The sequence below is a fragment of the Bacillus sp. FSL M7-0791 genome (assembly GCF_038627085.1).
GTDB lineage: Bacteria > Bacillota > Bacilli > Bacillales > Bacillaceae > Bacillus > Bacillus safensis.
On the sequence record NZ_CP152022.1, the window covers coordinates 2,102,086 to 2,124,462 of the forward strand.

Consider the following 22,377-nt stretch of genomic DNA (forward strand, 5'->3'; position numbering starts at 1 on the left):
CCTACGAAAACATCTTTTCCAAGACGTATCGAATGATCCCTACGACATATGCCGAAACGACACCAAATACAATGACGTTCCCAGCGAGTTTAAACATATTTGTGGCAACACCTAAAACAAGCCCTTCACTTTTATGCTCAAGGGCAGCACTTGTCATACTGTTAGCAAAGCCTGTCACCGGGACAGCTGATCCGGCTCCAGCAAACTGGCCGATTCTATCGTAAATACCGATACCCGTTAATAGAGAAGAAATTAAAATGAGGGTCGCCACTGTCGGGTTCCCTGCTGTCTTTTCGTTAAAATCAAAAAAGTGGATATAGAAATGTTGCAGCCCCTCACCTATCAGACAGATTAAACCGCCAACTAAAAACGCCTTAATGCAGTTGAGGACATAAGGAGGTTTGGGCTGATACGTTTTCACCTTAGATGGATAGTTCTCTTTTAAACTCGACACGTGTTGTTCCCTCCAATTGATTAAATATAAATAAGCCAATGAAATAGTGAACCAAATACCTTTCCTAAGACGATGGCCATGAGCAGCAAAACAATTTTCCCGTCCATTCCAATTCTTTTCGTTAATATAGGAAGTACATTTAATACTTCAGTGAGTGCAGCTGCAAGCATGCCGACGAAGATGCCTGATAAAAGACCGACCGGCATCGCCAGCCATTTGGTTAAATGAAGATGTATTTGACTTAAGGTGGCCCAGCCGCCAACAACCGCCCCGCTAATAACAGCCGCCTCGTACCCTTGTATGAAGCGCTGCGTTTTGGTTAATTGCATTAAGCGGGGAATGATGCCAAGCACTGTAAGAAAAGCCACAAATCCTGCTCCGACCGTTAAACCGCCGCCAAGTCCAACGAGTACGACAAAAAGCCACTTACCGATCATGGATATCCTTCAATGTTTCTTTATTTTCATTGAGTGCGACATAATGATCGAGATCGAGCTGATATTTAAACATTTCCACTTCGAGCGGACTTGGTTCTTCATTTAAACGCTTTTTAAATACATGATTGAAAAACAAAATCATGCCAAAACCGAGTCCAAAGCTATATGGAATTTGTAATAAATACGGATGCTCAACCGTTTTCCCTGTGATCATTTCATATAGGCGGATATGAACGAGACGCATACTGACATCCTCGTGGAAATTCATAATGGCAAGCGCCGCTCCAACAAATAATAGGAGCCATACAAACACAAATAAAACGGGAGAAAGCTGGCGTTTGCCTGTATCAATTTCAACAATGGCCTCAGAGCCGCCAACGGTTTGAATGTCGATATCTGGCCACGTTTTTTTGATCGTTTTGACGACATGCATGATATCAAGAACGGCGATGTGACGATCCTTTTTGCTGACATGATACACCGGCATTTTACTAAGCTTTTGCACAGCAAACTCATCACCAGTGATTTGGGCGATATCCTCTAAATAAATGAGCTGATCAATACCGGTCTTGATTCGATGGCGCAGCCGAATAAAGATTTGTCCGTCCATCCAAGTCACTTCCTATACGATGGGTTAAAAATAGTATGTGGTGAAAAATGGTTCTCATACTGATAGAACTTGATTTACCGGTAATTACCACACAAAAAAAGCCAGCCGAATTGGCTAGCTGTCTTTTTGATCCATTTGCATTTGGATTTGTTTTAAAATTTTCTTTTCAAGCCGTGAGACTTGTACTTGTGAAATGCCAAGTCTCTCTGCAACCTCAGATTGTGTCTGGTCTTTATAATACCTTAAATACACAATGAGTTTTTCCCGTTCTTCTAATTCCTTGATCGCTTCTTTCAATGCGATTTTGTCAAACCATCTTTCCTCAGAATGATCGGCAATTTGATCAAGCAATGTAATCGGATCCCCATCATTTTCATACACCGTTTCATGAATGGATGATGGCGAGCGCACTGCTTCTTGGGCGAGAACAACATCCTCTGGTGTGATATCAAGGTATTCGGCAATTTCCTGAACGGTCGGCATTCTTCCATGAGACTTAGACAATTCATCCCTTGCCCGCCGAATTTTATTTCCGAGTTCCTTTAATGAACGGCTGACTTTGACCGTTCCATCATCCCGAATGAATCGCTGAATTTCTCCAATGATCATAGGGACGGCGTACGTTGAAAACTTTACATCATATGACAAATCAAATTTATCAACAGATTTCAGCAGTCCAATACAGCCAATCTGAAATAGATCATCTGGTTCATATCCCCTATTTAAAAAGCGCTGAACAACGGACCAAACAAGACGCATGTTTTTTTCTACGAGGAGGTCTCTTGCTTGCTGATCACCGTCTTGGCTTTTTTTGATGAGCTCTTTGACTTCATCATTTGACAGCTGGGCTTTTTTAGCTTGCTTTTTTACCTCCACATCCATATGAGCAGCTCCTTTAATTACAAAGCGCTTTGCTTTTTGATAGATGCTTTGTTAAACGGATGGTCGTGCCCATTTCTGGAGATGAGTCCACCATGACATCATCCATAAAATTCTCCATGATGGTAAAGCCCATGCCAGAGCGCTCTAAGTCTGGTTTTGTGGTGAAAAGCGGCTGTCTTGCTTCCTCAAGATCGGTAATACCCATACCTTCATCACGGATGGTGAGGTAAACGACATGATCATCTAATGTGACATGGATATGCACCTTGCCATCTGGATTCCCATCATAGCCATGGATGATGGAGTTTGTCACTGCCTCAGATACGACGGTCTTGATTTCTGTTAATTCATCTAAAGTCGGATCAAGCTGAGCGATAAATGCCGCGACTGTCACCCTCGCAAACGATTCATTTTGGCTTAATGCCGAAAAAGTCAGGTTCATTTCATTTCTCATGATGCCACCCCCAATGTTTGCAAAGCCGTTTGTTCTGAAGGCTCCATCCGAATGATTTTAAACAAGCCAGACATATCAAATAACCGGTTCACCGCTGGCGAGATGGCACAGACGACCATTTCCCCGCCAAGCTGCTTAATTTCCTTATATCTTCCTAAAATCACTCCGAGTCCAGAGCTGTCCATAAACGATAAATCAGCTAGATTCAGCACAATGTGGCGAATGTCCTCTGTTTCCAAATAATTCGTCACCTTTTGTCTCAATGTTTCTGCGGAGTGATGATCGAGCTCTCCTGTTAACCGAATGCAAAGTACGCTCTCTTTTACTTGAAAATCAATACCAAGGCTCATTTTTTATTCCTCCTTGCTCTAATTTCGGATAATGAATGTTTCTCTTTTATATGAAGTAAATCCTTCACCATGACAAAACTAGTGACCATTCGTCACATTTAGATGTTCTTTTCTTTTTCCTCATAGCAAAAAGACTGCCAATTACAGCAGCCTTTCGCCTTTTATTTCCATTTTACAAAATCAGCCATCGCCCGTTTGAAGAAAGTCCAAACGCTTGCCTTTTCCATTCCTTCTTTTGCTTCTACAGGACTTTCATGCAGCACTTTTCCATCTTTTTTCAAGACGATCGTACCAAGTTCCGTTCCTTTTGAAAATGGAGCCTTGACATCATGAGACAATTTGATTTCTTTTTTGATCTGATCCACATTTTCGCCTTTTTTCGTTAAAAGGGAGATCGGTTCAGAAGTAACGAGCTGAATGTTTTTCTTTTTCCCTTTGCTCACTTTGACCTCCGCCACATCTTGCCCTCTTTTGTAAAGCGGATGAGTCGTATATTGACTAAATGCGTAATCTAACATTTTGACTACCTGAGCGTTTCTGTCTTTCGGCGTGCTTGCGCCAAAGACAACCGCAATGACGCGCATGTTACCTTTTTTAGCAGATGCAGTTAAACAGTATTTCGCTTCACCTGTAAAACCTGTTTTCACCCCATCGACCCCTGGATAAAATTTAATTAGACGGTTTGTGTTGACAAGCCAGAATTTTTTATCTGTGTTTTGCCGGAGATAGTCTTCGTAGACACCTGTGAATTTGGTGATTTGTTCGTATTTCAACAGCTCTTTTGCCATTATTGCCATATCGTGAGCTGTGCTGTAATGGTCTTTTTCAGGAAGTCCTGTTGGGTTTTGAAAGACTGTTGAGGTGAGGCCAAGCTCTTTCGCTCTTTTGTTCATCTGCTCTACGAACTGTTCTTCAGATCCTGCAATATGCTCTGCCATGGCAACTGAAGCATCATTTCCTGAAGCAATCGCAATGCCTTTCAGCATTTCTTTCACGGTCATTTCTTCTCCTGGTTCAAGGAAGATTTGCGACCCTCCCATGGACGCTGCATAGTCGCTCGTTCTGACCTTGTCTGTCATTTTCAGTTTACCCTGATCAATAGCTTCCATGATAAGAAGCATCGTCATGATTTTGGTCATACTTGCGGGTGCAAGCTTTTCATCGCTGTTTTTGTTGTAAAGCACCTTTCCCGTGTCACGTTCTATTAAGATCGCTGATTTGGCTTCGTGTGCCAATTCTGATGTTTGTTTTTCTCCTGGTTTTTCAATCTTTTCTTTTGCTGTCGCTGATGGTGAAACCATTGAGATAAGGATCATTAAAATAAACAATGCACATATATGACGTTTCAAGTGGCAGACCTCCATTATCGTAATCCTTTCTATTTTTTCCTCATACAGGCTGTTTTATTCAGAGATCGTATGATTACAAATAAAAAAGCCTTCTGCTTGGGTAGCAGAAGGCTTCTGGACACATGCTATGAAAGTTGTTTGACAATGTCTTTTACTAAATCAAGAAAACTCGCTTTCACTTTTTCCGTTACTTCGATCACTTCATCATGAGACAGCGGCTGATCCAAAATACCAGATGCCGCATTGGAAATGCATGAAATGCCAAGCACTTTCATTCCTGCATGACGCGCAACAATAACTTCTGGAACAGTCGACATGCCAACAGCATCTGCTCCAAGTGTTCTTAAGAAACGAACTTCAGCAGGTGTTTCATATGAAGGGCCTGTCATCCCTGCATAAACCCCTTGCTGTACAGATATGCCTAAACGCTGGGCTGTTTCTTCTGCAAGTGCCAGCAATTCTTTATCGTACGGTGCAGACATATCAGGGAAACGAACGCCTTGACTGTCATTTGGGCCAATTAATGGATTGGTTCCCATCATATTGATATGATCTGTGATCAGCATGAGATCTCCTGGACGGAATGACGTATTCACACCGCCGGCTGCATTTGTGACAATGCATGTGTCAATGCCAATTTCTTTCATCACACGGACAGGAAACGTCACTTGCTTCATATCATATCCTTCATAGAAATGAAAACGTCCTTGCATCGCGCAAACGACAGTGCCTTTCAGCGTTCCGATCACGAGCTGCCCTGCATGTCCCTCTACTGTTGAAACAGGGAATCCAGGAATATCTTCATATTTTATTTTGATTGGATTTTCAATCTCATCTGCTAAAATGCCAAGCCCTGATCCTAAAATCAATCCAACTGTTGGTACATATGTCGATGCTTGTTTAATGTATGCCGCCGCTTCTGAAAACTGTGCTCCCACGAGATTTCCCCCTATTTAAGTTTAGATAAAAAGCTTGTTCCATATTTTGGCATCGTTATTTTGAAATTATCTGCAACGGTTGCCCCAAGATCAGCAAACGTTTTTGCTGTTGGCAGTTCATTTGCTTCCTGATGCTTTTTGCTGTAAGCAATGAGCGGAACATATTCTCTTGTATGATCTGTTCCGTGATGAACTGGGTCATTACCATGATCTGCTGTGATCACAAGAAGATCATCCTCTTTCAACAGGTCAAATACTTCAGGAAGACGTGCGTCAAATTCCTCTAATGCTTTTCCATAACCCTCTGGATCTCTTCTATGTCCGTAAAGAGCGTCAAAATCAACAAGGTTTAAAAAGCTGAGTCCTGTAAAGTCTGTTTTAAGTGTATCGATCAGCTTGTCCATTCCATCCATGTTCGATTTTGTTCTAAGAGATGATGTGATTCCTTCGCCGTCATAAATATCAGAGATTTTTCCGATCGCAATGACATCGAGCCCATCATCTTTCAGTTCATTCATGACTGTACGGTCAAATGGTTTTAACGCATAATCATGACGGTTTGGCGTTCTAACAAAAGCACCAGGCTCTCCCACAAACGGACGAGCGATAATCCGTCCAACCATATATTTTTCATCTAATGTGAGTTCACGGGCAATTTCACAAATACGGTAAAGCTCATCTAATGGCACAACTTCTTCGTGCGCAGCAATTTGCAGCACAGAATCCGCAGATGTATAAACGATTAAATCGCCTGTTTTCATGTGCTCTTCGCCAAGCTCATCTAAAATTTCCGTACCAGACGCAGGTTTATTTCCAATAATACCTCGGCCAGTTTTTTCTTTTAATTCATTTAATAGTTCATCTGGGAATCCGTCTGGAAAGACTTTGAACGGTGTGTCTATGTAAAGACCCATGATTTCCCAGTGCCCTGTCATTGTGTCTTTACCATTTGATGCTTCTTGCATTTTTCCATAATACGCAAGCGGTTTTTCATCCGCTGGAATTCCTTTGATTTCTTTAATATGACTCAGCCCAAGCTTCGCCATATTCGGCATATGAAGCCCGTTCATTTTTTCAGCAATATGTCCAAGTGTATCTGCACCTACATCATTAAAATCAGCAGCATCTGGTGCTTCCCCAATCCCTACTGAATCCATGACGACGAGGAAAATGCGTTTATACTGATAATCAGGCATTAAAAAGCGCCTCCTTCAATATTCTTGTCTTTTGACCTTACAAACAGTAAGAGGTCAGACATCTCAAGTATAAACCGTTTACAAGCCAGTTGACAACCATAAACGGTTTAAAGATGAAAAAGCATGACACCCGTTCATCGTGTCATGCTTTACTTATGCCCTTGGATGGAATTTGTGATACACATCTTTCAGTCTTGTTTTCGTCACATGTGTATAAATTTGTGTTGTTGAGATATCGGCATGCCCGAGCATCTCCTGTACAGCTCTTAAGTCCGCACCGTTTTCAAGCAGGTGTGTAGCAAATGAATGTCTGAGCGTATGAGGCGTCAGCTCCTTTTGAATCCCTGCTTCAATGGCTCGTTTCTTTAAGTTCTTCCAGAAGCCCTGGCGCGACATTTTTTTCCCGTGATGATTGAGAAACAGGGCATCGGACGGCTGTTTTTTTAACAGCTTGCTTCTTCCCTTTTCGATATATTCTTCAATTGCGCTTGCGGCAGCTTCACCGATTGGCACAATTCGCTCTTTTCTTCCTTTTCCAAAACAGCGGATAAAGCCCATTGTGAGGTGCACATCTGCAAGGGTCAGATCCAGCATTTCACTGACGCGAATGCCTGTTGCATATAAGAGCTCAAGCATTGCTTTGTCTCGGTAGTCAAAGGGAGTGTGCTGATTTGGTGTATCAAGCAGTTTTTCGACCTCCCCTAATGATAGAACTTTCGGTAATGTCCGCTCTGTTTTTTGCGTTTCAATGTTCCATGACGGGTCATCCGTTGTCACTTTTTCCCGAAGCAGAAATTGATGAAAGGAACGGATCGATGATAGATGCCGTACAGACGTTTTACTCGATTTCCCTTCCTCTTTTAACTGCTTTAAATAATGAATGATATGCAGGCGCGTGACATCGCTAATATCCGTCAGCTGTTCATGTGTCATTAAAAAAGACAAGTAGTTCTGCAAATCTCTTTTATAAGAAACAATGGTATTTTCAGAGAGTCCTCTCTCTACGGTCATAAAATGAATAAAGTCGGATAATTGATCGTTCAATGATTTCTACTCCCCGTTTTGATAAAAATAAATCAATCGGTCTTGCCAATTGTCTTGATTCGGCTGATCCATTTCCATCACTTTAATTGCTGCACCCTCTGGTTTATCATAACGATGGTAGCTTTCATATTCTGAATTTATCCATATCATAGCATAATAGAACAGGACGGTAAAACCTGTGAACAAGATAAATACTTTGATCACTTCACCTGTTGTTTTGAGCCATTTTCGCATGATCTTCAAGTCCTTTCTCACCTTCTCATTACTTCAGCATATGCCAGGTAGGACAAGGAATATACAGCGAAAATGCAAAAAACCTCTTCATCTTAAATGAAAAGGTTCCAATTCGGATTATTTGCCGGATTCATCATCATGACACCGGTGGCAAATACCATGGAATGTCAATCTATGATCCTTAATTTTAAATTTCCAGTCACGTTCAATAATCTCTTCGACATCTTCTAATAAATCATCTTCTATCTCATCGACTGTTCCGCATTCCATGCAGACAAGATGGTGATGGAAGTGAGCGGCTCCTTCTTTGCGAAGATCATATCGCGAAACGCCGTCTCCAAAGTTAATTTTATCAACAACTTTCAGTTCAGTGAGCAATTCTAACGTCCGATAAACAGTAGCAAGACCAATTTCAGGAGACTTCTCTTTTACGAGGAGGTATACATCTTCTGCACTTAAATGGTCTTCTTCATTCTCAAGCAGTACTCTTACTGTGGCTTCACGCTGTGGCGTGAGCTTGTAGCTGGAAGAATGAAGCTGTTTCTTAATTCGATCAATCCTATTTTCCATTGACTTTCCCTCCTACGCCACATTACTTGATCATTATATCAAATGATGTGCTGAGAGCCAACTATAATCATTTTAAATTGATAAATAAATTGATTATTAATTAATAACAATTATAAAAGAACACCTGCCAGCTTTTTCATCAGCATGAATGATATGTACGATTCAAAAAAAGATGAAAGTGCAGCAAGCGCTAAAATCATCAGCAGAACCGATGCATACCGGCCAAACCACTGGACGGGTGCTTGACTGATGGTTTTTTTCATGAAGAGCTGTCCAATGAGACGGATGGAAAACGCAATCGCACAAGTGCCAATCACTAAATAGGCTGGAATAAGCAGAATGTTTTGCGGAAGCACCGATACAAACGAGAGAAAAAATCCACTCAGCCCCATTTGATTCACGAGAAAACCAACAGTAAACCCAACAACAATTCCTTTTAAAAAGATCATGAGAAAGATGAGCGGCAGACCAATGATAGATATTCCCAGTATCCACATAAGGCCTAAATATTTCATATGATGCAGGAAGCTTTGTAAAAACATTTCTTTTGATTCTGCTGCTTTCTCATTCGTCAGCTGACCAAAAAATTGATTTAAATAATAGAATAAATCCTCTTTCTGGCTGAATGTCATGCTATTGACAATGATGGCACCGAAGATCACACCCATTAAAAAGAGTACAGAGACAAATAAATAAATCGAGAGATGATCTTTTACGTGCTGAAGAAGATGCTCCTTCCAAGACTTTTTCCGCATGTGTCTTCCTCCCAAATCGTAAGGTTACTAGATTCTATGAGAGAGATTACGAAACATGACAGTTTTATTGAAAGAAAAAAGAGAAAGCAGCCTGCTCACTGCTTTCTCTTTTTCATTTATCGTGCGGCTTTTTGTACGTTCACAAGCCCGGCACCGTAATAAAAAGGTTCTCCAAGTTTTGTCGCCGTTTTTGACAGTCTCTCACGCACTTCATCGTTTGTCAGATTCGGATGTTTTGATAGAATAACAGCCGCAGCGCCCGCTACATGCGGTGATGCCATTGACGTTCCGCTCATGTAGCCGTATTCGTTATGAGGAATGGTGCTCAGCGTTGAAACGCCTGGTGCTGAGACTTCGATTTCCTCGCCAACAGATGAATCAAAGGCTCTTTGCTTTTTTTGGTCAACAGAGGCAACCGCCATCACTGAGCTGTATTTAGCCGGATAGTCAATCGTATTGAGAGAGCCATAGCTTCCTTCATTCCCTGCAGAAGCCACAATGAGAATCCCTTTATCATACGCTCGATCTACCGCTTCTTTCAGCGCCTCAGATTCACTTGCTCCCCCCATACTAATATTGATGACATCCATGTCATTCTCAATGGCCCATTCAATCCCTTTTATGATCCAGCTATAGTAGCCGTCACCATTTTCATCTGCCACCTTGACAGCATAGATAGAAGCTTTTGGCGCAACACCAACGACACCTACCTTATTATCTAATGCGGCAATTGTGCCTGCCACATGCGTTCCATGTTCATGCGGATCAACAAGCGGATCAGACTCTGCCGGTACAAAGCTCACCCCGCCGGTGACATGTAAATCCTCATGTTTGCCGTCGATACCGCTGTCAAGAACTGCTACTTTGACATTCTGTCCAGCGTATCCTTGTTTATGTACCTTTTGTGCTTTGATGCTTTTGATGCCATATGGAACAGTTTGACTGCTTGTTTTTGCTTTTTGATCTTCCTCAATGAAGGTCACTTCTTTTGCTTCATTCAGTTTCTTTTTCGATGTCTCATTCAACGACACTTTCATCATATCTATTTGCTCTATGGATTCTTTCACATGCCCGCCAGCTTCTTCTACAAGCTGTTTTTGTATTTTGTCTTGAACGGAAGAAGAAAAGCCGATCATGTACTCTTTTTTTGCTTGCTCCTTTGCAGAAATATCTGACGCGCCAAACATGACCGATGCCACAAGCACACTTGCCATACAAAGCCCTGCTCCAAATGACTTGACGTTCACGATACTCACTCTCCCTTTCGTTTCTTTTTGTCATTTAACTACATTTTTAGACAAAAAGAAACGACCGTTTGTCCTATTTTTTAAAATTTTTCCATTTATTTGATCTAGTTGTCACAAAAAAGCAAAATAAAAATGCTTATGATCCTCTTGATAGTGATCATAAGCATTTCGTCCTTTATGTTTTTTCATCATGTGTTGCAAGACTTCTTGTTTTGTTTTTGTCTTCCTTTCGTGTGTGCTAAAATGCGGCATGTTTCCTCTCGACAGTTCTGGATTACGGCTGTGCTGCCTTTGGATATGCTCTCGTTTTTTCTTTGCTTTGCTTTTTCCCATTTGGCAAAACCCCTTTCGTTGACGTTATGATACACGATGTTTCATAAAAAAGATAGACGTATACACGTCTATCTTTCTGTTTTCACCATATCAAGATGCGGAATCCCATCTTCATCATAAACATCTGAGACGGCCTTGAAACCAAATGATTCGTAAAATGACTTCAGGTAGGCTTGCGCCTGTATTTTGACACTTGTTTCACCTAGTTCACTAAGCTTTTCTAAAGCCTTGATGAGCAGCAGCTTTCCATAGCCTTTTTTCCGGCCGGCCTGCGTCACAAGAATGCGGCCGATGGACGCCTCTTTGTACATGATCCCGTTTTGGAAAATGCGGCAATACGCCACAATGACGCCGTTCTCTTTTGCGATGAGATGAAGCGCTTCTTGGTCCCTGTGATCAATTTCAGGGTAAGGGCATGTTTGTTCTACAACAAACACGTTGACTCTTTCCATGAGAATCAAGTAAAGATCCTCTTTTGACAATTGTTCAAACGTTTGACATGTCCATTTAATGTGACTCATGATTGATATCCACCTTACCGTACACTCCGCCTCCACCAGCGATGAGTCCGACTTCGCCCTTCCTTGCTTTGATGATGTAGCCCGCTGTCTTTTCTGGCAGAACGGCTTTTAGTTCTTGTTCTGTTGCTTGATGTAAAATATTCATCTCTGTGTGAAACACGGCTTTTAGCTTCTCCAGTGTTTTAGGCCCAACTCCCGGAATAAACTGAAGCGGAAGCTGATGAACATAAGGAGGTCTCGTTCTTTTTTCACTTCCTTGGTCAGCAAGCTCTTTTAAACGTTCACTTACTCCTTTTGTCATCCGTGTATGTCCGCATACATGGCACTCTTTTTGATCTGGTGCGTGAGGTCTAACCCCGCATTTCTCGCAGGTCGTATGATAATACTTCCCAAGCCGCGGAGCAAGCCCATAATTTCCTGTAACAGCTCTACCATCTTTTTCTTCAAGGGCTAGCTTGAATTCGGCAAAAGAGGCATGATCCATTTTGATTTTTGTATATTCTCGCGCGATTTTCCCTAAAGAATGAGCATCTGAATTCGTTAAAAAGGGATACCGGTTCAGCTCACTCAACTGGGACGCCATTGACGTATCACAGCTAAGACCAAGCTCAACAGCATCAATAAGGTCAGGATCAAATACTTCCGTTAAAGAAGTGTTGACCCCTTTGCCGTATAGACTTTTATGCGGCGTGAAAATATGAGCAGGAATAAACAATCCTCCCAGCTCCTTAACCTTGCGCTGAAGTGTTTTCCCATCAACATAGAGGCGCTGTGAACTCAAATGCACATTTTTCATATGAAGCGAAAGCCATGCGGAAAACTCAGACATTTTGTGTAGTGTGGGCATAAATGCCAGCACATGAATTGGACCCTTTGAATGGTCATCATTGATTTCTAATTCACTGCCCAAAAGCAGCACTGTCTGTCCAAATGATAAACCGCCGTCATTTAGTTCAGTGTACCTGCCTTCCTCTACACCTTCTATTAATTCTTCTAGGACTTCTGGAGATTGTGCATCAATCACACCAATCATCCCCATCCCTTTACTTTCTGCTGCTTCAATAAGAATTTGATCAATTGTCAGTGACCTTGCACCTGTAATTTTGACAGCTCTGCCTGTTCTTGTTCTGCCAATATGGATATGGATGTCTGCAAAAAATTCCTTCATTTTGTTGACTCAAGTACCTCTTGCAGTTGTAAGTACTGAATGGCATAGGCTGTTTTTGCATCATAAATATGCTGCTCTTCAATGAGGTGCAAGGCTTCTTCTAATGAAACTTCCATCACTTCGACAAATTCATCTTCATCCAGCTCTCTTTTTTCTTCAAGTGGAACTAGCTGATCTGCTAGATAGATGTGAACAATTTCATCTGCAAAACCAGGTGATGTATAAAAGGCCGTCAGCTTTTGAAGCTGCTGAGTTGTATATCCTGTTTCTTCTTCTAATTCTCTTAATGCTGTATGTGCCGGCTCTTCCCCTTTTTCTAGTTTTCCGGCCGGAATTTCAACGATGGCTCTCTCTAGTGCTTTACGGTATTGTTTGACCAAGATGATTTTATTTTCGGCTGTACGTGCAATGACGGCTACTGCACCAGGATGTTTAATGATTTCGCGTTTGCCTTGTTTTCCATTAGGCAATTCTACATCTTCAAGAACCAAATCAATGATTTTTCCGTTGTATAATTCTTTCGACGATAATGTTTTTTCTTCAAAGTCCTTCAATTTTGTCAGCTCCTCGTTCTACTTTCACTTTTTACTTCATTTATTTTAACATAGATGATTTAAGAGAAGCGAAAAGCGAAACGCTTGCTTCAATGCGCCATTTGAAATCACCTAGCTTGAATTCCTGATTTTTTTCACTTAATGTGAAAGGATAGGAGTGTGATGGAATTGAAAAAAAGACGAATTGGCACCTCAGATCTCTTAGTGAGCGAGGCGGCACTAGGATGCATGTCTCTTGGGACGGAAAAAGAAAAAGCGCTCTCTTTATTAGATGAGGCCATTGATCTCGGAATTAACTATTTGGATACAGCCGATTTATATGATTTTGGAACAAATGAGGAAATTGTCGGGGAAGCCATTAAAAACAGACGGCAGGATTTGATTTTGGCGACAAAAGGCGGCAACCGCTTTGAAAAAGGCAAACCAGGCTGGGACTGGGATCCTTCAAAAGCGTACATAAAGGAAGCAGTAAAACAAAGCCTCAAGCGGCTTCAAACAGATTATATTGATTTATATCAATTGCACGGAGGCACGATTGATGACCCCATTGATGAAACGATTGAGGCTTTTGAAGAGTTAGTAGAAGAAGGCGTAATTCGCTATTATGGCATTTCATCTATCCGTCCAAATGTCATTAAAGAATATGCCAAAAAGTCCAATATCGTAAGCGTGATGATGCAATATAGTTTACTCGACCGCCGCCCAGAAGAATGGTTCTCTCTACTTGAAGAACAAAGCATTAGTGTCGTCTCAAGAGGTCCTTTAGCGAAAGGATTATTAACTGAAAAGCCACTTTCTCAAGCAAGTGCAGCGATTCAAAAAAACGGCTATCTTCAATATTCATTTGAAGAGCTTCAGCAGATCATTCCTTCTTTAAAGAAAGTCGCTTATGACCTATCACTCACTGAACTGTCCATTCAGTATATACTGAAACATTCTGCGGTCAGTTCCGTTGTATTTGGTGCAAGCTCGGTGGATCAGTTAAAAGAAAATATAGCAGCAGCAAATGCACGTTCTTTAAGTGATCAAGAAATCAAAGCATTAACTTACTATACAAAACCATCTGTGTATGAGGCGCACCGGTTCAAATAACAAAAAAGATCACATGATGTGATCTCTCAGATTGTAGAAGAACTCATGTTTTTCTACAATCTTTTTATTTTAGCGTATGTATGATGCTAGTGTTTCTCTATTAAAAATGAGGAGGGGCTAAAAGCCCCGTTGTCCTTATCTTGCACTTTCATAATATGCATAATTTCCAGATTTGCCTTTAAGATAAAATGTAGTACCAAAGCGACTGAAACTATTTGCAAAAGAACCATTATCTGAATACATACATAGTCGATTACTTGCGCCTTTAAAAGGGGTTACAGAACAATCTACAATTGAAGTAGCCTTTGTACTCAAATCAGCATTCGTTAAATCATTTGTAGCAAGAGCTTGTCCAGAAACAGGTAAAAGCAATCCTAAAGATAAAGCGACTCCAGCCATTGTTTTTCTCAATTTCATGTGAATCATCTCCATTCCCAAATTTTGTAATACACCTTCATTATAAGGAGAATGATCCTCTATCAAAAGGGTCTTAATAACCATATTTTCAATAAAAAGGGATTTAAATAATTCAATACTCACTTTTTTACTTCTATCTTAAATTTAAGTTATGGGATTTCGTTTCGTTTGACTGTAGATATCATACTGTCACGATTCTGAAATGAAGTGATGTGAAGGGGGAAGAAGTGCTTTTCTCTATTAGCACTTCTATGTTTCTGCTGTAGATCTATCTTAAAATGATGGTATGAAAAAAAGAGAGCATCATCGCCCTCTTTTTTAGCTTTTATACTTTCGCCAGTCTAAATGGCTTTCATCTAGCAGTTCTGAAAAGCTTTTGTTTTTTTCTTTTTCTTTCTGCTGCCGAAGGAGGTCTTGTCGTTTTTGTTCTTCTCTTTTTTCTGTTTCGACGGCAAGGTTCTGCTTCATTTGAAGAAGCTTCTGTTTGACATCATCGTTTATGCCGTCCTTTAATTTCACTTGATCTTGTTTGGTCTTTTTCATTGTGCCTCTCTCCTTTTGACTTAGTGTATCATCCGTTTTATTTTCTGAGCAAGAGGCACGCCAATCTCCCAAGATGTGGTATGATCGTCATAGAAAAAACTCCGGAAAGGAAGAATCGGCTAGATGAAGAAATGGATCGCTATATTTGCCTTCATATTATGTCCACTCGCTGCAATCGGCATTTTTTTCACCAATAAAATGATGTATATTCGAAAATTAACGGATGAAGAGCTCATCAAACGAGAATCAGATGGAGGCCATTATCATCATGAGGAATTTCAACAGCTTAAAAAAGAGAAAGTGTGTATTCCTTCAGCATTTGGTTATGATCTCCATGGCTATTTTGTGCCGTATCCACATACAACACGCACAATCGTCCTTTGCCACGGTGTTACAGTCAGCTTGATTAACTCCGTTAAGTATATGAAATTATTCCAAAAGCTCGGATGGAATGTGATGCTTTATGATCATAGGAGACATGGAATGAGCGGCGGGAAAACCACAAGTTATGGATATTATGAAAAAGAAGATCTAGCAAAGATCGTAAAGTGGCTCAGACAAAAACTCGGAGAAAGTGCCATCATTGGGATACACGGAGAATCAATGGGTGCAGTCACGACCTTGTTATATGCTGCAAAGCCGGAAGCAAACGCCAATTTTTACATAGCAGACTGCCCTTTTGCTTCTTTTGAGGACCAGCTTCTTTATCGATTAAAAACAGATTTTCGCCTTTCAGGAGAGTGGATTCTTCCACTAAGTGATCAAGTGTTAAAATGGCGGGATGGATACCGCATCCGGCAAGTTTCCCCTCTTGATGTGATTGATCAGGTGAAAGAACCTGTACTTTTTATTCATAGCCGCCATGACGACTATATCCCCTGTGAGCAAAGTCAGCAGTTATATGCACGAAAAAAGGGTGACAAACAGTTATTTATTGCGCCACACGGTGCGCATGCAATGTCTTTTAGCGAAAATAAGGAAGCTTATGAGCAAGAAATTCAAGCATTTCTTCAAAAATTTGAATTGAATGAAAATAAAAGAGGAGAATGAACAGCAGTTCGTCCCCTCTTTTTGAGCTAACTTATACGATAGTCACCACTGTTGTATGGTGTCTGCCCGCAAGCTCCATATGGCTCTCTTCCGATTGCTGCTGACTCATGACCGATAATCCTGCAGTTGCTGCCAATAAAAGAACTATCAAACTCGTTTTCATATAAATGACCCCCATTTTGGATTTTTGATATGGCTTGAATTTTCCTTTCGTAAAACCGGGTAGATACTTCAAACAGTCCAAGCTCATTGTAATAATGAGCCGCATCAAGTGCCAATTCCTCAATATCTGGGTATAAGCGCTTGTCCTCGAGCAGGTCTAATGTATCGTCTATGATTGTTATGTCTGCATCAACGTATAATGCTTTTAAGAACTGAAATTTACAGATGTAAATTTCATCTTCTAATTCACAGGCCTTCATAATACCTTGTTGATAGAGGGTTAACGACTCTTCTATTTGTTTTTGTTTAAACAGGATTTGTGTCAGCATAAATAGTGGGTCTAGAGAGCGATTAAGATGGGTTAAATTCTCCTTTTCAAACACTTCAATAGAGTCTTTCAGATAACGGCTTGCTTCCGCAAGATCGTTCATTTGATAATAACAGTTACCTAAGTTGAAAAGGGCCGAACCTATGACTCGAGGGTTTCCAATTGAGCGTGCTCGCTTTAGAGCATTTTTAAAGTAGGGCAATGCATGTTCATAGCATTTCAAATCATCATAGTTTGCACCAATGACAAATTCACAGTGGATGATTCTCAGCGTATACGTTCTGTAGGCAGAATACGTATCTAACGCTTGCAAGGCATAGTGCATCGAAAAGTGGGTTTGTTTCATGTGGTAGTAAATTTCTGCTAATTTAAAGTAAAATTCTGCTCTTTCTATATCATCTGATATGAGATTGAGCTTTTTTTCTGCTGAGCGGTAATAAGCAATGGCACTTAAATAGTTTCTCTGTTCAAATTCAAACATTCCTGTGAAAAAATGAACATAGTATTCAAGCATATCCGTTAATTTCGTTTGTGAATGTTCAATCGTTTCTAGCAAATTCTTAATCTCTTCATCATTCGAGGCTTTCTTTGCCGGTTCAAAATATTCAAGCATCACCTTGTGGCGAAAATCCATCAGCTGGTAAAACAATAACAAGTTTTGATCCTGCTCCATCTCCAGGATTTCCTGCTCGATCTCCGCCTTCAGTTTCTCTGCTTTCATCACATGAAAACCGCAAATCTGCCTATACCATTCGTTTATTTTGATTCCAACCTGAGGCGATGACAGCTTGAGCTTCAATTCACTTTAGCACCTCCCTTCTCATATACGATACATGTTGTATTCTATCACATTTCCTCGAATGGAAGAAATATGAAATGTCATTTTTCGCAAAGTTTTCGGTATCCCGCAATTAACGCTACAAATGCCTATTTTTCGGCATTTACAGCCATTATTTTTTTATTTCCAGCTTGCTCATTTTGTCGAATTGTTTGTTGAAAAACGGCTTTTTCCGTTCCCAAAAGATCATTTTCCGGATTAGACAGCCATGCGGTTTGATGAGATGATGAACGCACGAAAAAAACCCTTCCGAAAAAGGGCTTTTATAATACATCTGTTACTTGGTCCATATTCTCTTTGATCCAATTGACAGCTAATTCGAGCGTTGGAAATTCTTCTGTTTCAAATGTGACTTCATCTTGAAGAAGCCAAACATCCTTTTTCACCGAATCCATTCCACCTATTGACCAGTGCAAAAGGCTATAGGGATGATTGTTATTTAAAAACGACACCCATGTTTTATTTTGTGCCGTATTTTGTATCACTTTTAGCTTTTGATCCACTACATTTCCACCTTACTTTACAAGTATACCCATTCTCGGGCTGAGTATTTGTTGAGGACTTTTCAACATGAGTGTGTTGGCTTTTTCGTTAAAATCAATCGTCATTTCCTCGTCAAAAAAGACCTTTTGTGCTGTGTGTATGTACAGCTTAAAGAGCTGATTATGCTTGAGTTCTTCCCATTCGCCTGTTCTTTCACCTGTGAGCCAAATCATTGGGACACCGCTTACCGCACAGCCGCACCCATCTGAATCATATCGAAGGAGCAGTTCTTTTGTTTCATGCCCTGCTTGTTGTTTTGTAAGGAACGCTGCTGCTGGTTCTGTTATATGAATATACATGCCGAACATCCTTTTTTCGTTGATTGTTACATTGTAACATATCAGTCATCAATTAAACATGTTCACGCCCTGTTAGCTCTTATGTCTGATCATTTGTCTTTAACTGGTCTGACCAATTGTACGCTTCTTGTTCAATTTCTTTAATGAGCTCATCTTTTCCTTTGATATAACTTGCCATATCTTCAGGATAGGCTTTTGCCAATTGACGCTTTTTATTTGCATAGGCTTTGGCACGATCAGGTGCAGCTTTTAAATAATCTCGGAACACCAAATGCCTTTTTACATCATCATGTCCGGCTTCATAGGCGTGAACGTGATGTGTTCGGTTCAAGCCGCCTTTTCTAAAAAAACGTCTTCCCTTGAGTCCATTTTCTCCGAGCGGTTCATATCCAAGCTGGCGAAACAGGGGGTTACACTCATCTAAGGAGCTGATATGCTTCACCTCTAGCAAGATATCAATAATTGGCTTAGCCGCCATTCCTATGACTGACGTACTGCCAATATGGTGGCCATATACCCAGTTGTCGCCAACTATCTTTTTCAGCTTGTCATGCTCATCTTGAAATTGTTTTGGCCAGCTCGATTGGTATTCAATCACTTCCACCTTTCGAAGCATCAAACGTTCCATCTTTGTTAACATCAGCTTGTTTTCCACCTGCAAACGGGCCTTCTGTTTAAACCCTAGTTTTTCATAAAGCTTGATTGCTGGTGTATTTGCCTCTGCTGTTGTGAGCTCGATTGTTTTTTGATACTGAATAATGGATTGCAGGAGCGCTGTCCCGATTCCTTGATTGACATGTTGTGGGTGCACAGCTAACCGGCTGAGGATGATCCGATCATCATGCAGTTCATATGAAGCGATTCCTAACAAATGCCCCTCTTTTTCAAAGCCTATGAAAATCTCATCTGTTTCTATTATGTCTTGAACCGTTTCTTTTAAGGGCGGTAAATCTTGATAGCCAATTTGTTCTGCCTCCCGCTGATATGCAGCCAATTGGATATGTAACAGCTCTTTCGCTTGTTCTTCATTTTTTTGATCCAGTCTGATGATCATGCTTTCGCCTCCAGCTTTTTCACAAATAGCACCCGGTCTTCATGAATGCCGTCGTAATCTGAAAAAACTGAAATGCCATCCACTGTTTTATCTCCCTTTTCTATCTGAAAACCAAGCTTTGTATGGTAAGCAATCGAGACTTTATTGACAGGAGCTGTAATAGCCTTAATCGTTGTTCTTCCTTCCTTTTCAGCCGCTTCATAAAACGCTTGATAGAGAATTTTGCCAATCTTCAATTTCCGGTGGTCTGGATGTACCCCAACAAAGTGAATATACGCTTCATCTGAATGCGATTGCGATAAAAAACCGACTAAAAAGCCGATCAGTTCACCTTTTTCAACAACGACAAAACTTGTTTGCTGAAAATGTTCGAAAAATAGCTTTGGCAATTTCGCTCGTAAATCTCTGCCTCCCCACCAGCTTTGAATGACGGATGTGACCGCATAAAAATCTGACGGCTTCACTTGACGTATCATGATGGCCTCGCCCCTTTTCATTTTTAGCTGTACCGCTCTTTTTTCACAAAAAATCAACGGTTTCAATAGTCTACCTGTCTGATCAATTGTTTGTAAAGGTGATGTATCAGCCTTTTTTCCTTTCAGCTTTGTTGGTTCTTCGTTCTTTCGCTGTCATCTCCTTTAAAATCTTCACACTTATTTCAAAAAGTTCACTTTTTGTGCGAAAGTTTTATTCTTTTGTTATGTTAAGATGGTTCATATAGGAAATGGAACAAACGTTTATTGGAGATGATGATATTGGTTTGGATTGTTACTTCACTTGTTGTGTTTAGTCTTTTAAAGCTGCTTGTCACTTCGCTGCCTTCGGGTGTTGTTGAACGCCTTTTTAGTCGTTATGCGGTGCATGCAAAAGTAACAAGTGATCAAACAACGATGACGTTTCAAGGACGTCCACTCGATGATCAGCAAACATCCGAAATTATTCAACATTTTAATGATGCGATCTTTATTGAACGCTATTATATTTATCCTGGTGACGAAGAGCGCTTTCTTCATCCGCAGGAAGGGCCGGCACCGCTTACCATGCAAACAAAGCTTGGCAAGCATGATGTAACCCTTTATCTGTATCATTACGATGACCACGTGGATGTGGTGCGGCAGTTTACCCATAAGCCTAAGAAAAAACTAACGGCCTATCGTTTGCGTTCTGAGCCGCTCCAAACATCCAACAACTTGGCACATGCTTAAAATGACTCATTTTACCCAGATGAGACGAAGTGGAGACACTTCGTCTTTTTTGTATGGATTTACACTCTTCTCTTTGAATGATTTACCAGTATCAATTTCACCTTCTGGCGGTTACAATGTATACAGAACATACGTTCTAAGAGGTGAAAATCATGAATGAACGAGCCATTCTGCTTGTGGATATGCAGTCGTTTTATGCGTCAGTCGAAAAAGTGGAGGCTCCCCATTTGAAGGATGTGCCGCTCATCGTCTCAGGAGATCCCGAGCGGCGGAGCGGGGTCGTACTTGCGGCCTGCCCGCTCGCTAAAAAACGGGGCGTACAAAATGCATCAAGATTATGGGAAGCACAGGAGAAATGCCCTGAAGCCGTCGTCGTACGTCCACGTATGCAGCGCTACCTTGATGTCTCTGTCATGATGACAGAACTGCTTGAACAATACACAGATCTTGTCGAACCCTATTCAATTGATGAACAGTTTCTCGATATTACGGGGAGTGTGACACTACTCGGTTCACCCCGCGAGATCGCCCAAAATATACAAACGACTATTATGAACCAGACGGGCATTTACGCACGTGTTGGCATTGGTCCTAATAAAGTGCTCGCTAAAATGGCCTGTGACCATTTTGCTAAAAAAAACAAATCTGGCATCTATGAACTTCGTACAGACCGGGTGGCGGCAGATTTATGGCCGCTTCCGGTTGGAAAACTATTTGGCGTCGGCAAACGAATGGAGCACCATTTAAAACGAATGGGCATCAGTACCATTGGGACACTTGCTACTTATCCGTTAGACCGGCTAAAAAAACGTTGGGGAATCAACGGGGAGCTTCTGCAGCGAACAGCTTTAGGACACGACCCTTCCCCGGTCACTCTTCACACACATGATCAGCAAAAAGCGGTTGGGCATCATATGACCCTTCCCCATGATTATGCGTCCTTTGAGGACATCAAAGTCGCCCTTCTTGAATTGAGTGAAGAAGTGGCAAGACGTGCGCGCTTTAAGCATTATGTTGGGCAAACGGTGTCTGTTGGCGTAAGAGGCGCTGATTTTTCTCATCCGACTGGATTTCATAGACAAATCAAGCTCCATTCCCCCACACAATACGGGACAGATATTGCAGACGCAGCTATTCAGCTATGTCAGCAGCACTGGGACGGCCAGCCCATTCGCAGTGTAGGTATTACTCTCTCGCAGCTGCAGCCTGACAGCCACTATCAGCTGAGTTTATTTGATCACCATTTCAAAAAAGACAGACTCAGCAAAGTATTTGATGCGATCCATATGAAGTATGGACCTGCTGCACTCTTGCACGCTTCGTCACTAACAAGCGCAGGGCAGGCGTATCACCGCGCCGAAAAAATTGGTGGACATTACAAATAACGGAGGCGAACAGCCATGAATCCCAATAAATTAACACCTGGATACAACATCATGTGGGAATCAAGCCGAATGATGCTCCCAGAGCACCGTGAACAGCTGCTTGCTCAAAAACGGAAGAAAAAAGAATACACGCCTCCTTCGCTGAGTACTGATCAGTTAGAGGAAATGAATTTTTTGATCACACAGTCGATTACAGAGGACCAAGCGATTTGCGTAACATATGCTGCAGCAGGTATGAAACAGCAGTTTTGGGGCTGGGTGAAAACCATTCATTATGAAACGCAGCGCATAAAAATCGTCAATGATGAAGATGTTCTCCACCTGTCCTTGCAGCAAATTGTCGCGATTGATCTTGATTAAATTGT

The 22,377-nt window shown here is 41.2% G+C and carries 31 protein-coding genes; 5 read left to right on the plus strand and 26 right to left on the minus strand.

Annotated features, from left to right (window positions below; genetic code table 11):
• Position 1 precedes the first annotated feature (1 nt).
• From spoVAC to MHI08_RS10765, 18 genes are all read right to left on the minus strand, one after another.
• Positions 2 to 454 carry a stage V sporulation protein AC gene (gene spoVAC / locus MHI08_RS10680; protein ID WP_024422861.1) on the minus strand — a complete coding sequence of 151 codons (453 nt, stop codon included), beginning with the start codon at positions 452 to 454 and terminating at the stop codon, positions 2 to 4.
• 20 nt (positions 455 to 474) lie between these two features.
• Complete coding sequence (locus MHI08_RS10685; RefSeq protein ID WP_024422862.1) at positions 475 to 891, minus strand: stage V sporulation protein AB; 417 nt, start codon at positions 889 to 891, stop codon at positions 475 to 477.
• Positions 881 to 1,501 (minus strand): stage V sporulation protein AA, encoded by a 621-nt coding sequence (locus MHI08_RS10690; RefSeq protein ID WP_024422863.1) that lies wholly within the window; start codon positions 1,499 to 1,501, stop codon positions 881 to 883. Before MHI08_RS10690 ends, MHI08_RS10685 begins: the two co-directional genes overlap by 11 nt.
• 114 nt (positions 1,502 to 1,615) lie before the next feature.
• Positions 1,616 to 2,383, minus strand: coding sequence for an RNA polymerase sporulation sigma factor SigF (sigF, locus tag MHI08_RS10695; protein ID WP_024422864.1), 768 nt, complete (start codon positions 2,381 to 2,383; stop codon positions 1,616 to 1,618).
• A gap of 13 nt (positions 2,384 to 2,396) precedes the next feature.
• A complete protein-coding gene (gene spoIIAB, locus MHI08_RS10700) occupies positions 2,397 to 2,837 on the minus strand; it encodes an anti-sigma F factor (RefSeq protein WP_024422865.1) in 441 nt (146 codons plus the stop codon).
• Positions 2,834 to 3,187 carry an anti-sigma F factor antagonist gene (spoIIAA, locus tag MHI08_RS10705; RefSeq protein ID WP_024422866.1) on the minus strand — a complete coding sequence of 118 codons (354 nt, stop codon included), beginning with the start codon at positions 3,185 to 3,187 and terminating at the stop codon, positions 2,834 to 2,836. The genes spoIIAB and spoIIAA overlap by 4 nt, the downstream gene beginning before the upstream one ends.
• Before the next feature lie 161 nt (positions 3,188 to 3,348).
• Positions 3,349 to 4,536, minus strand: coding sequence for a D-alanyl-D-alanine carboxypeptidase family protein (locus MHI08_RS10710; RefSeq protein ID WP_098677455.1), 1,188 nt, complete (start codon positions 4,534 to 4,536; stop codon positions 3,349 to 3,351).
• Positions 4,537 to 4,661: 125 nt separating this feature from the next.
• Positions 4,662 to 5,474, minus strand: a complete 813-nt coding sequence (locus MHI08_RS10715; protein WP_056767204.1) for a purine-nucleoside phosphorylase — start codon at positions 5,472 to 5,474, stop codon at positions 4,662 to 4,664.
• Between the two features lie 11 nt (positions 5,475 to 5,485).
• Positions 5,486 to 6,670: a phosphopentomutase gene (gene deoB, locus MHI08_RS10720; RefSeq protein WP_073206181.1), complete on the minus strand. Its 1,185-nt coding sequence runs from the start codon at positions 6,668 to 6,670 to the stop codon at positions 5,486 to 5,488.
• 153 nt (positions 6,671 to 6,823) lie between these two features.
• Positions 6,824 to 7,714, minus strand: a complete 891-nt coding sequence (xerD, locus tag MHI08_RS10725) for a site-specific tyrosine recombinase XerD (protein ID WP_039179686.1) — start codon at positions 7,712 to 7,714, stop codon at positions 6,824 to 6,826.
• A 6-nt stretch (positions 7,715 to 7,720) separates the two neighbouring features.
• Positions 7,721 to 7,948 (minus strand): YqzK family protein, encoded by a 228-nt coding sequence (locus MHI08_RS10730; RefSeq protein ID WP_024428058.1) that lies wholly within the window; start codon positions 7,946 to 7,948, stop codon positions 7,721 to 7,723.
• 117 nt (positions 7,949 to 8,065) lie between these two features.
• Positions 8,066 to 8,518 (minus strand): ferric iron uptake transcriptional regulator, encoded by a 453-nt coding sequence (fur, locus tag MHI08_RS10735; protein WP_003215577.1) that lies wholly within the window; start codon positions 8,516 to 8,518, stop codon positions 8,066 to 8,068.
• Positions 8,519 to 8,628: 110 nt separating this feature from the next.
• The gene (gene spoIIM, locus MHI08_RS10740) at positions 8,629 to 9,273 is read right to left on the minus strand and encodes a stage II sporulation protein M (RefSeq protein ID WP_047204127.1); all 645 of its coding nucleotides are present in this window, start codon (positions 9,271 to 9,273) and stop codon (positions 8,629 to 8,631) included.
• 116 nt (positions 9,274 to 9,389) lie between these two features.
• The gene (locus MHI08_RS10745) at positions 9,390 to 10,520 is read right to left on the minus strand and encodes a S8 family peptidase (RefSeq protein WP_342499617.1); all 1,131 of its coding nucleotides are present in this window, start codon (positions 10,518 to 10,520) and stop codon (positions 9,390 to 9,392) included.
• A 111-nt stretch (positions 10,521 to 10,631) separates the two neighbouring features.
• Entirely contained in the window at positions 10,632 to 10,853 is a 222-nt protein-coding gene (locus MHI08_RS10750; protein WP_039179694.1) for a hypothetical protein, read from the minus strand.
• A gap of 68 nt (positions 10,854 to 10,921) precedes the next feature.
• Positions 10,922 to 11,374 (minus strand): GNAT family N-acetyltransferase, encoded by a 453-nt coding sequence (locus MHI08_RS10755; RefSeq protein ID WP_056767217.1) that lies wholly within the window; start codon positions 11,372 to 11,374, stop codon positions 10,922 to 10,924.
• Complete coding sequence (locus MHI08_RS10760) at positions 11,361 to 12,542, minus strand: TIGR00375 family protein (protein WP_342499618.1); 1,182 nt, start codon at positions 12,540 to 12,542, stop codon at positions 11,361 to 11,363. The genes MHI08_RS10755 and MHI08_RS10760 overlap by 14 nt, the downstream gene beginning before the upstream one ends.
• A complete protein-coding gene (locus MHI08_RS10765) occupies positions 12,539 to 13,096 on the minus strand; it encodes an NUDIX hydrolase (protein WP_122631067.1) in 558 nt (185 codons plus the stop codon). Before MHI08_RS10765 ends, MHI08_RS10760 begins: the two co-directional genes overlap by 4 nt.
• A 168-nt stretch (positions 13,097 to 13,264) precedes the next feature.
• Between MHI08_RS10765 and MHI08_RS10770 the strand changes: the two genes are divergently transcribed.
• Positions 13,265 to 14,188, plus strand: a complete 924-nt coding sequence (locus MHI08_RS10770) for an aldo/keto reductase (protein WP_342500194.1) — start codon at positions 13,265 to 13,267, stop codon at positions 14,186 to 14,188.
• Between the two features lie 135 nt (positions 14,189 to 14,323).
• On the opposite strand, the gene MHI08_RS10775 is transcribed toward MHI08_RS10770, so the two are convergent.
• Positions 14,324 to 14,728, minus strand: coding sequence for an antimicrobial peptide LCI (locus tag MHI08_RS10775; RefSeq protein WP_342499619.1), 405 nt, complete (start codon positions 14,726 to 14,728; stop codon positions 14,324 to 14,326).
• A 195-nt stretch (positions 14,729 to 14,923) separates the two neighbouring features.
• Positions 14,924 to 15,148: a YqkE family protein gene (locus MHI08_RS10780; RefSeq protein ID WP_056767226.1), complete on the minus strand. Its 225-nt coding sequence runs from the start codon at positions 15,146 to 15,148 to the stop codon at positions 14,924 to 14,926.
• Positions 15,149 to 15,271: 123 nt separating this feature from the next.
• Here MHI08_RS10780 and MHI08_RS10785 point away from each other — a divergent pair, with 123 nt between their 5' ends.
• On the plus strand, positions 15,272 to 16,198 hold the full coding sequence (locus MHI08_RS10785) for an alpha/beta hydrolase (protein WP_056767231.1): 927 nt from the start codon (positions 15,272 to 15,274) through the stop codon (positions 16,196 to 16,198).
• A 26-nt stretch (positions 16,199 to 16,224) separates the two neighbouring features.
• On the opposite strand, the gene MHI08_RS10790 is transcribed toward MHI08_RS10785, so the two are convergent.
• The 6 genes from MHI08_RS10790 to MHI08_RS10815 all read right to left on the minus strand — a co-directional run bounded on the left by MHI08_RS10790 (position 16,225) and on the right by MHI08_RS10815 (position 19,898).
• Entirely contained in the window at positions 16,225 to 17,487 is a 1,263-nt protein-coding gene (locus MHI08_RS10790; protein WP_024428051.1) for a tetratricopeptide repeat protein, read from the minus strand.
• A gap of 128 nt (positions 17,488 to 17,615) precedes the next feature.
• Positions 17,616 to 17,762: a hypothetical protein gene (locus MHI08_RS10795; RefSeq protein WP_155762198.1), complete on the minus strand. Its 147-nt coding sequence runs from the start codon at positions 17,760 to 17,762 to the stop codon at positions 17,616 to 17,618.
• 27 nt (positions 17,763 to 17,789) lie between these two features.
• Positions 17,790 to 18,029: a YqkC family protein gene (locus tag MHI08_RS10800; RefSeq protein WP_024422884.1), complete on the minus strand. Its 240-nt coding sequence runs from the start codon at positions 18,027 to 18,029 to the stop codon at positions 17,790 to 17,792.
• A 12-nt stretch (positions 18,030 to 18,041) separates the two neighbouring features.
• Positions 18,042 to 18,368, minus strand: coding sequence for an iron-sulfur cluster biosynthesis family protein (locus MHI08_RS10805; protein WP_024428050.1), 327 nt, complete (start codon positions 18,366 to 18,368; stop codon positions 18,042 to 18,044).
• A 79-nt stretch (positions 18,369 to 18,447) separates the two neighbouring features.
• Entirely contained in the window at positions 18,448 to 19,422 is a 975-nt protein-coding gene (locus tag MHI08_RS10810) for a GNAT family N-acetyltransferase (RefSeq protein ID WP_342499620.1), read from the minus strand.
• The gene (locus MHI08_RS10815) at positions 19,419 to 19,898 is read right to left on the minus strand and encodes a GNAT family N-acetyltransferase (protein WP_024428048.1); all 480 of its coding nucleotides are present in this window, start codon (positions 19,896 to 19,898) and stop codon (positions 19,419 to 19,421) included. Before MHI08_RS10815 ends, MHI08_RS10810 begins: the two co-directional genes overlap by 4 nt.
• 279 nt (positions 19,899 to 20,177) lie before the next feature.
• On the opposite strand from MHI08_RS10815, the gene MHI08_RS10820 reads away from it, so the two are divergent.
• The 3 genes from MHI08_RS10820 (at position 20,178) to MHI08_RS10830 (ending at position 22,372) form a co-directional block, all read left to right on the plus strand.
• Positions 20,178 to 20,627, plus strand: coding sequence for a YfmQ family protein (locus MHI08_RS10820; protein ID WP_024422888.1), 450 nt, complete (start codon positions 20,178 to 20,180; stop codon positions 20,625 to 20,627).
• 152 nt (positions 20,628 to 20,779) lie between these two features.
• Positions 20,780 to 22,012, plus strand: a complete 1,233-nt coding sequence (locus tag MHI08_RS10825; protein ID WP_342499621.1) for a DNA polymerase IV — start codon at positions 20,780 to 20,782, stop codon at positions 22,010 to 22,012.
• Positions 22,013 to 22,027: 15 nt separating this feature from the next.
• Positions 22,028 to 22,372: a YolD-like family protein gene (locus MHI08_RS10830; protein ID WP_041117889.1), complete on the plus strand. Its 345-nt coding sequence runs from the start codon at positions 22,028 to 22,030 to the stop codon at positions 22,370 to 22,372.
• Positions 22,373 to 22,377: the final 5 nt, after the last annotated feature.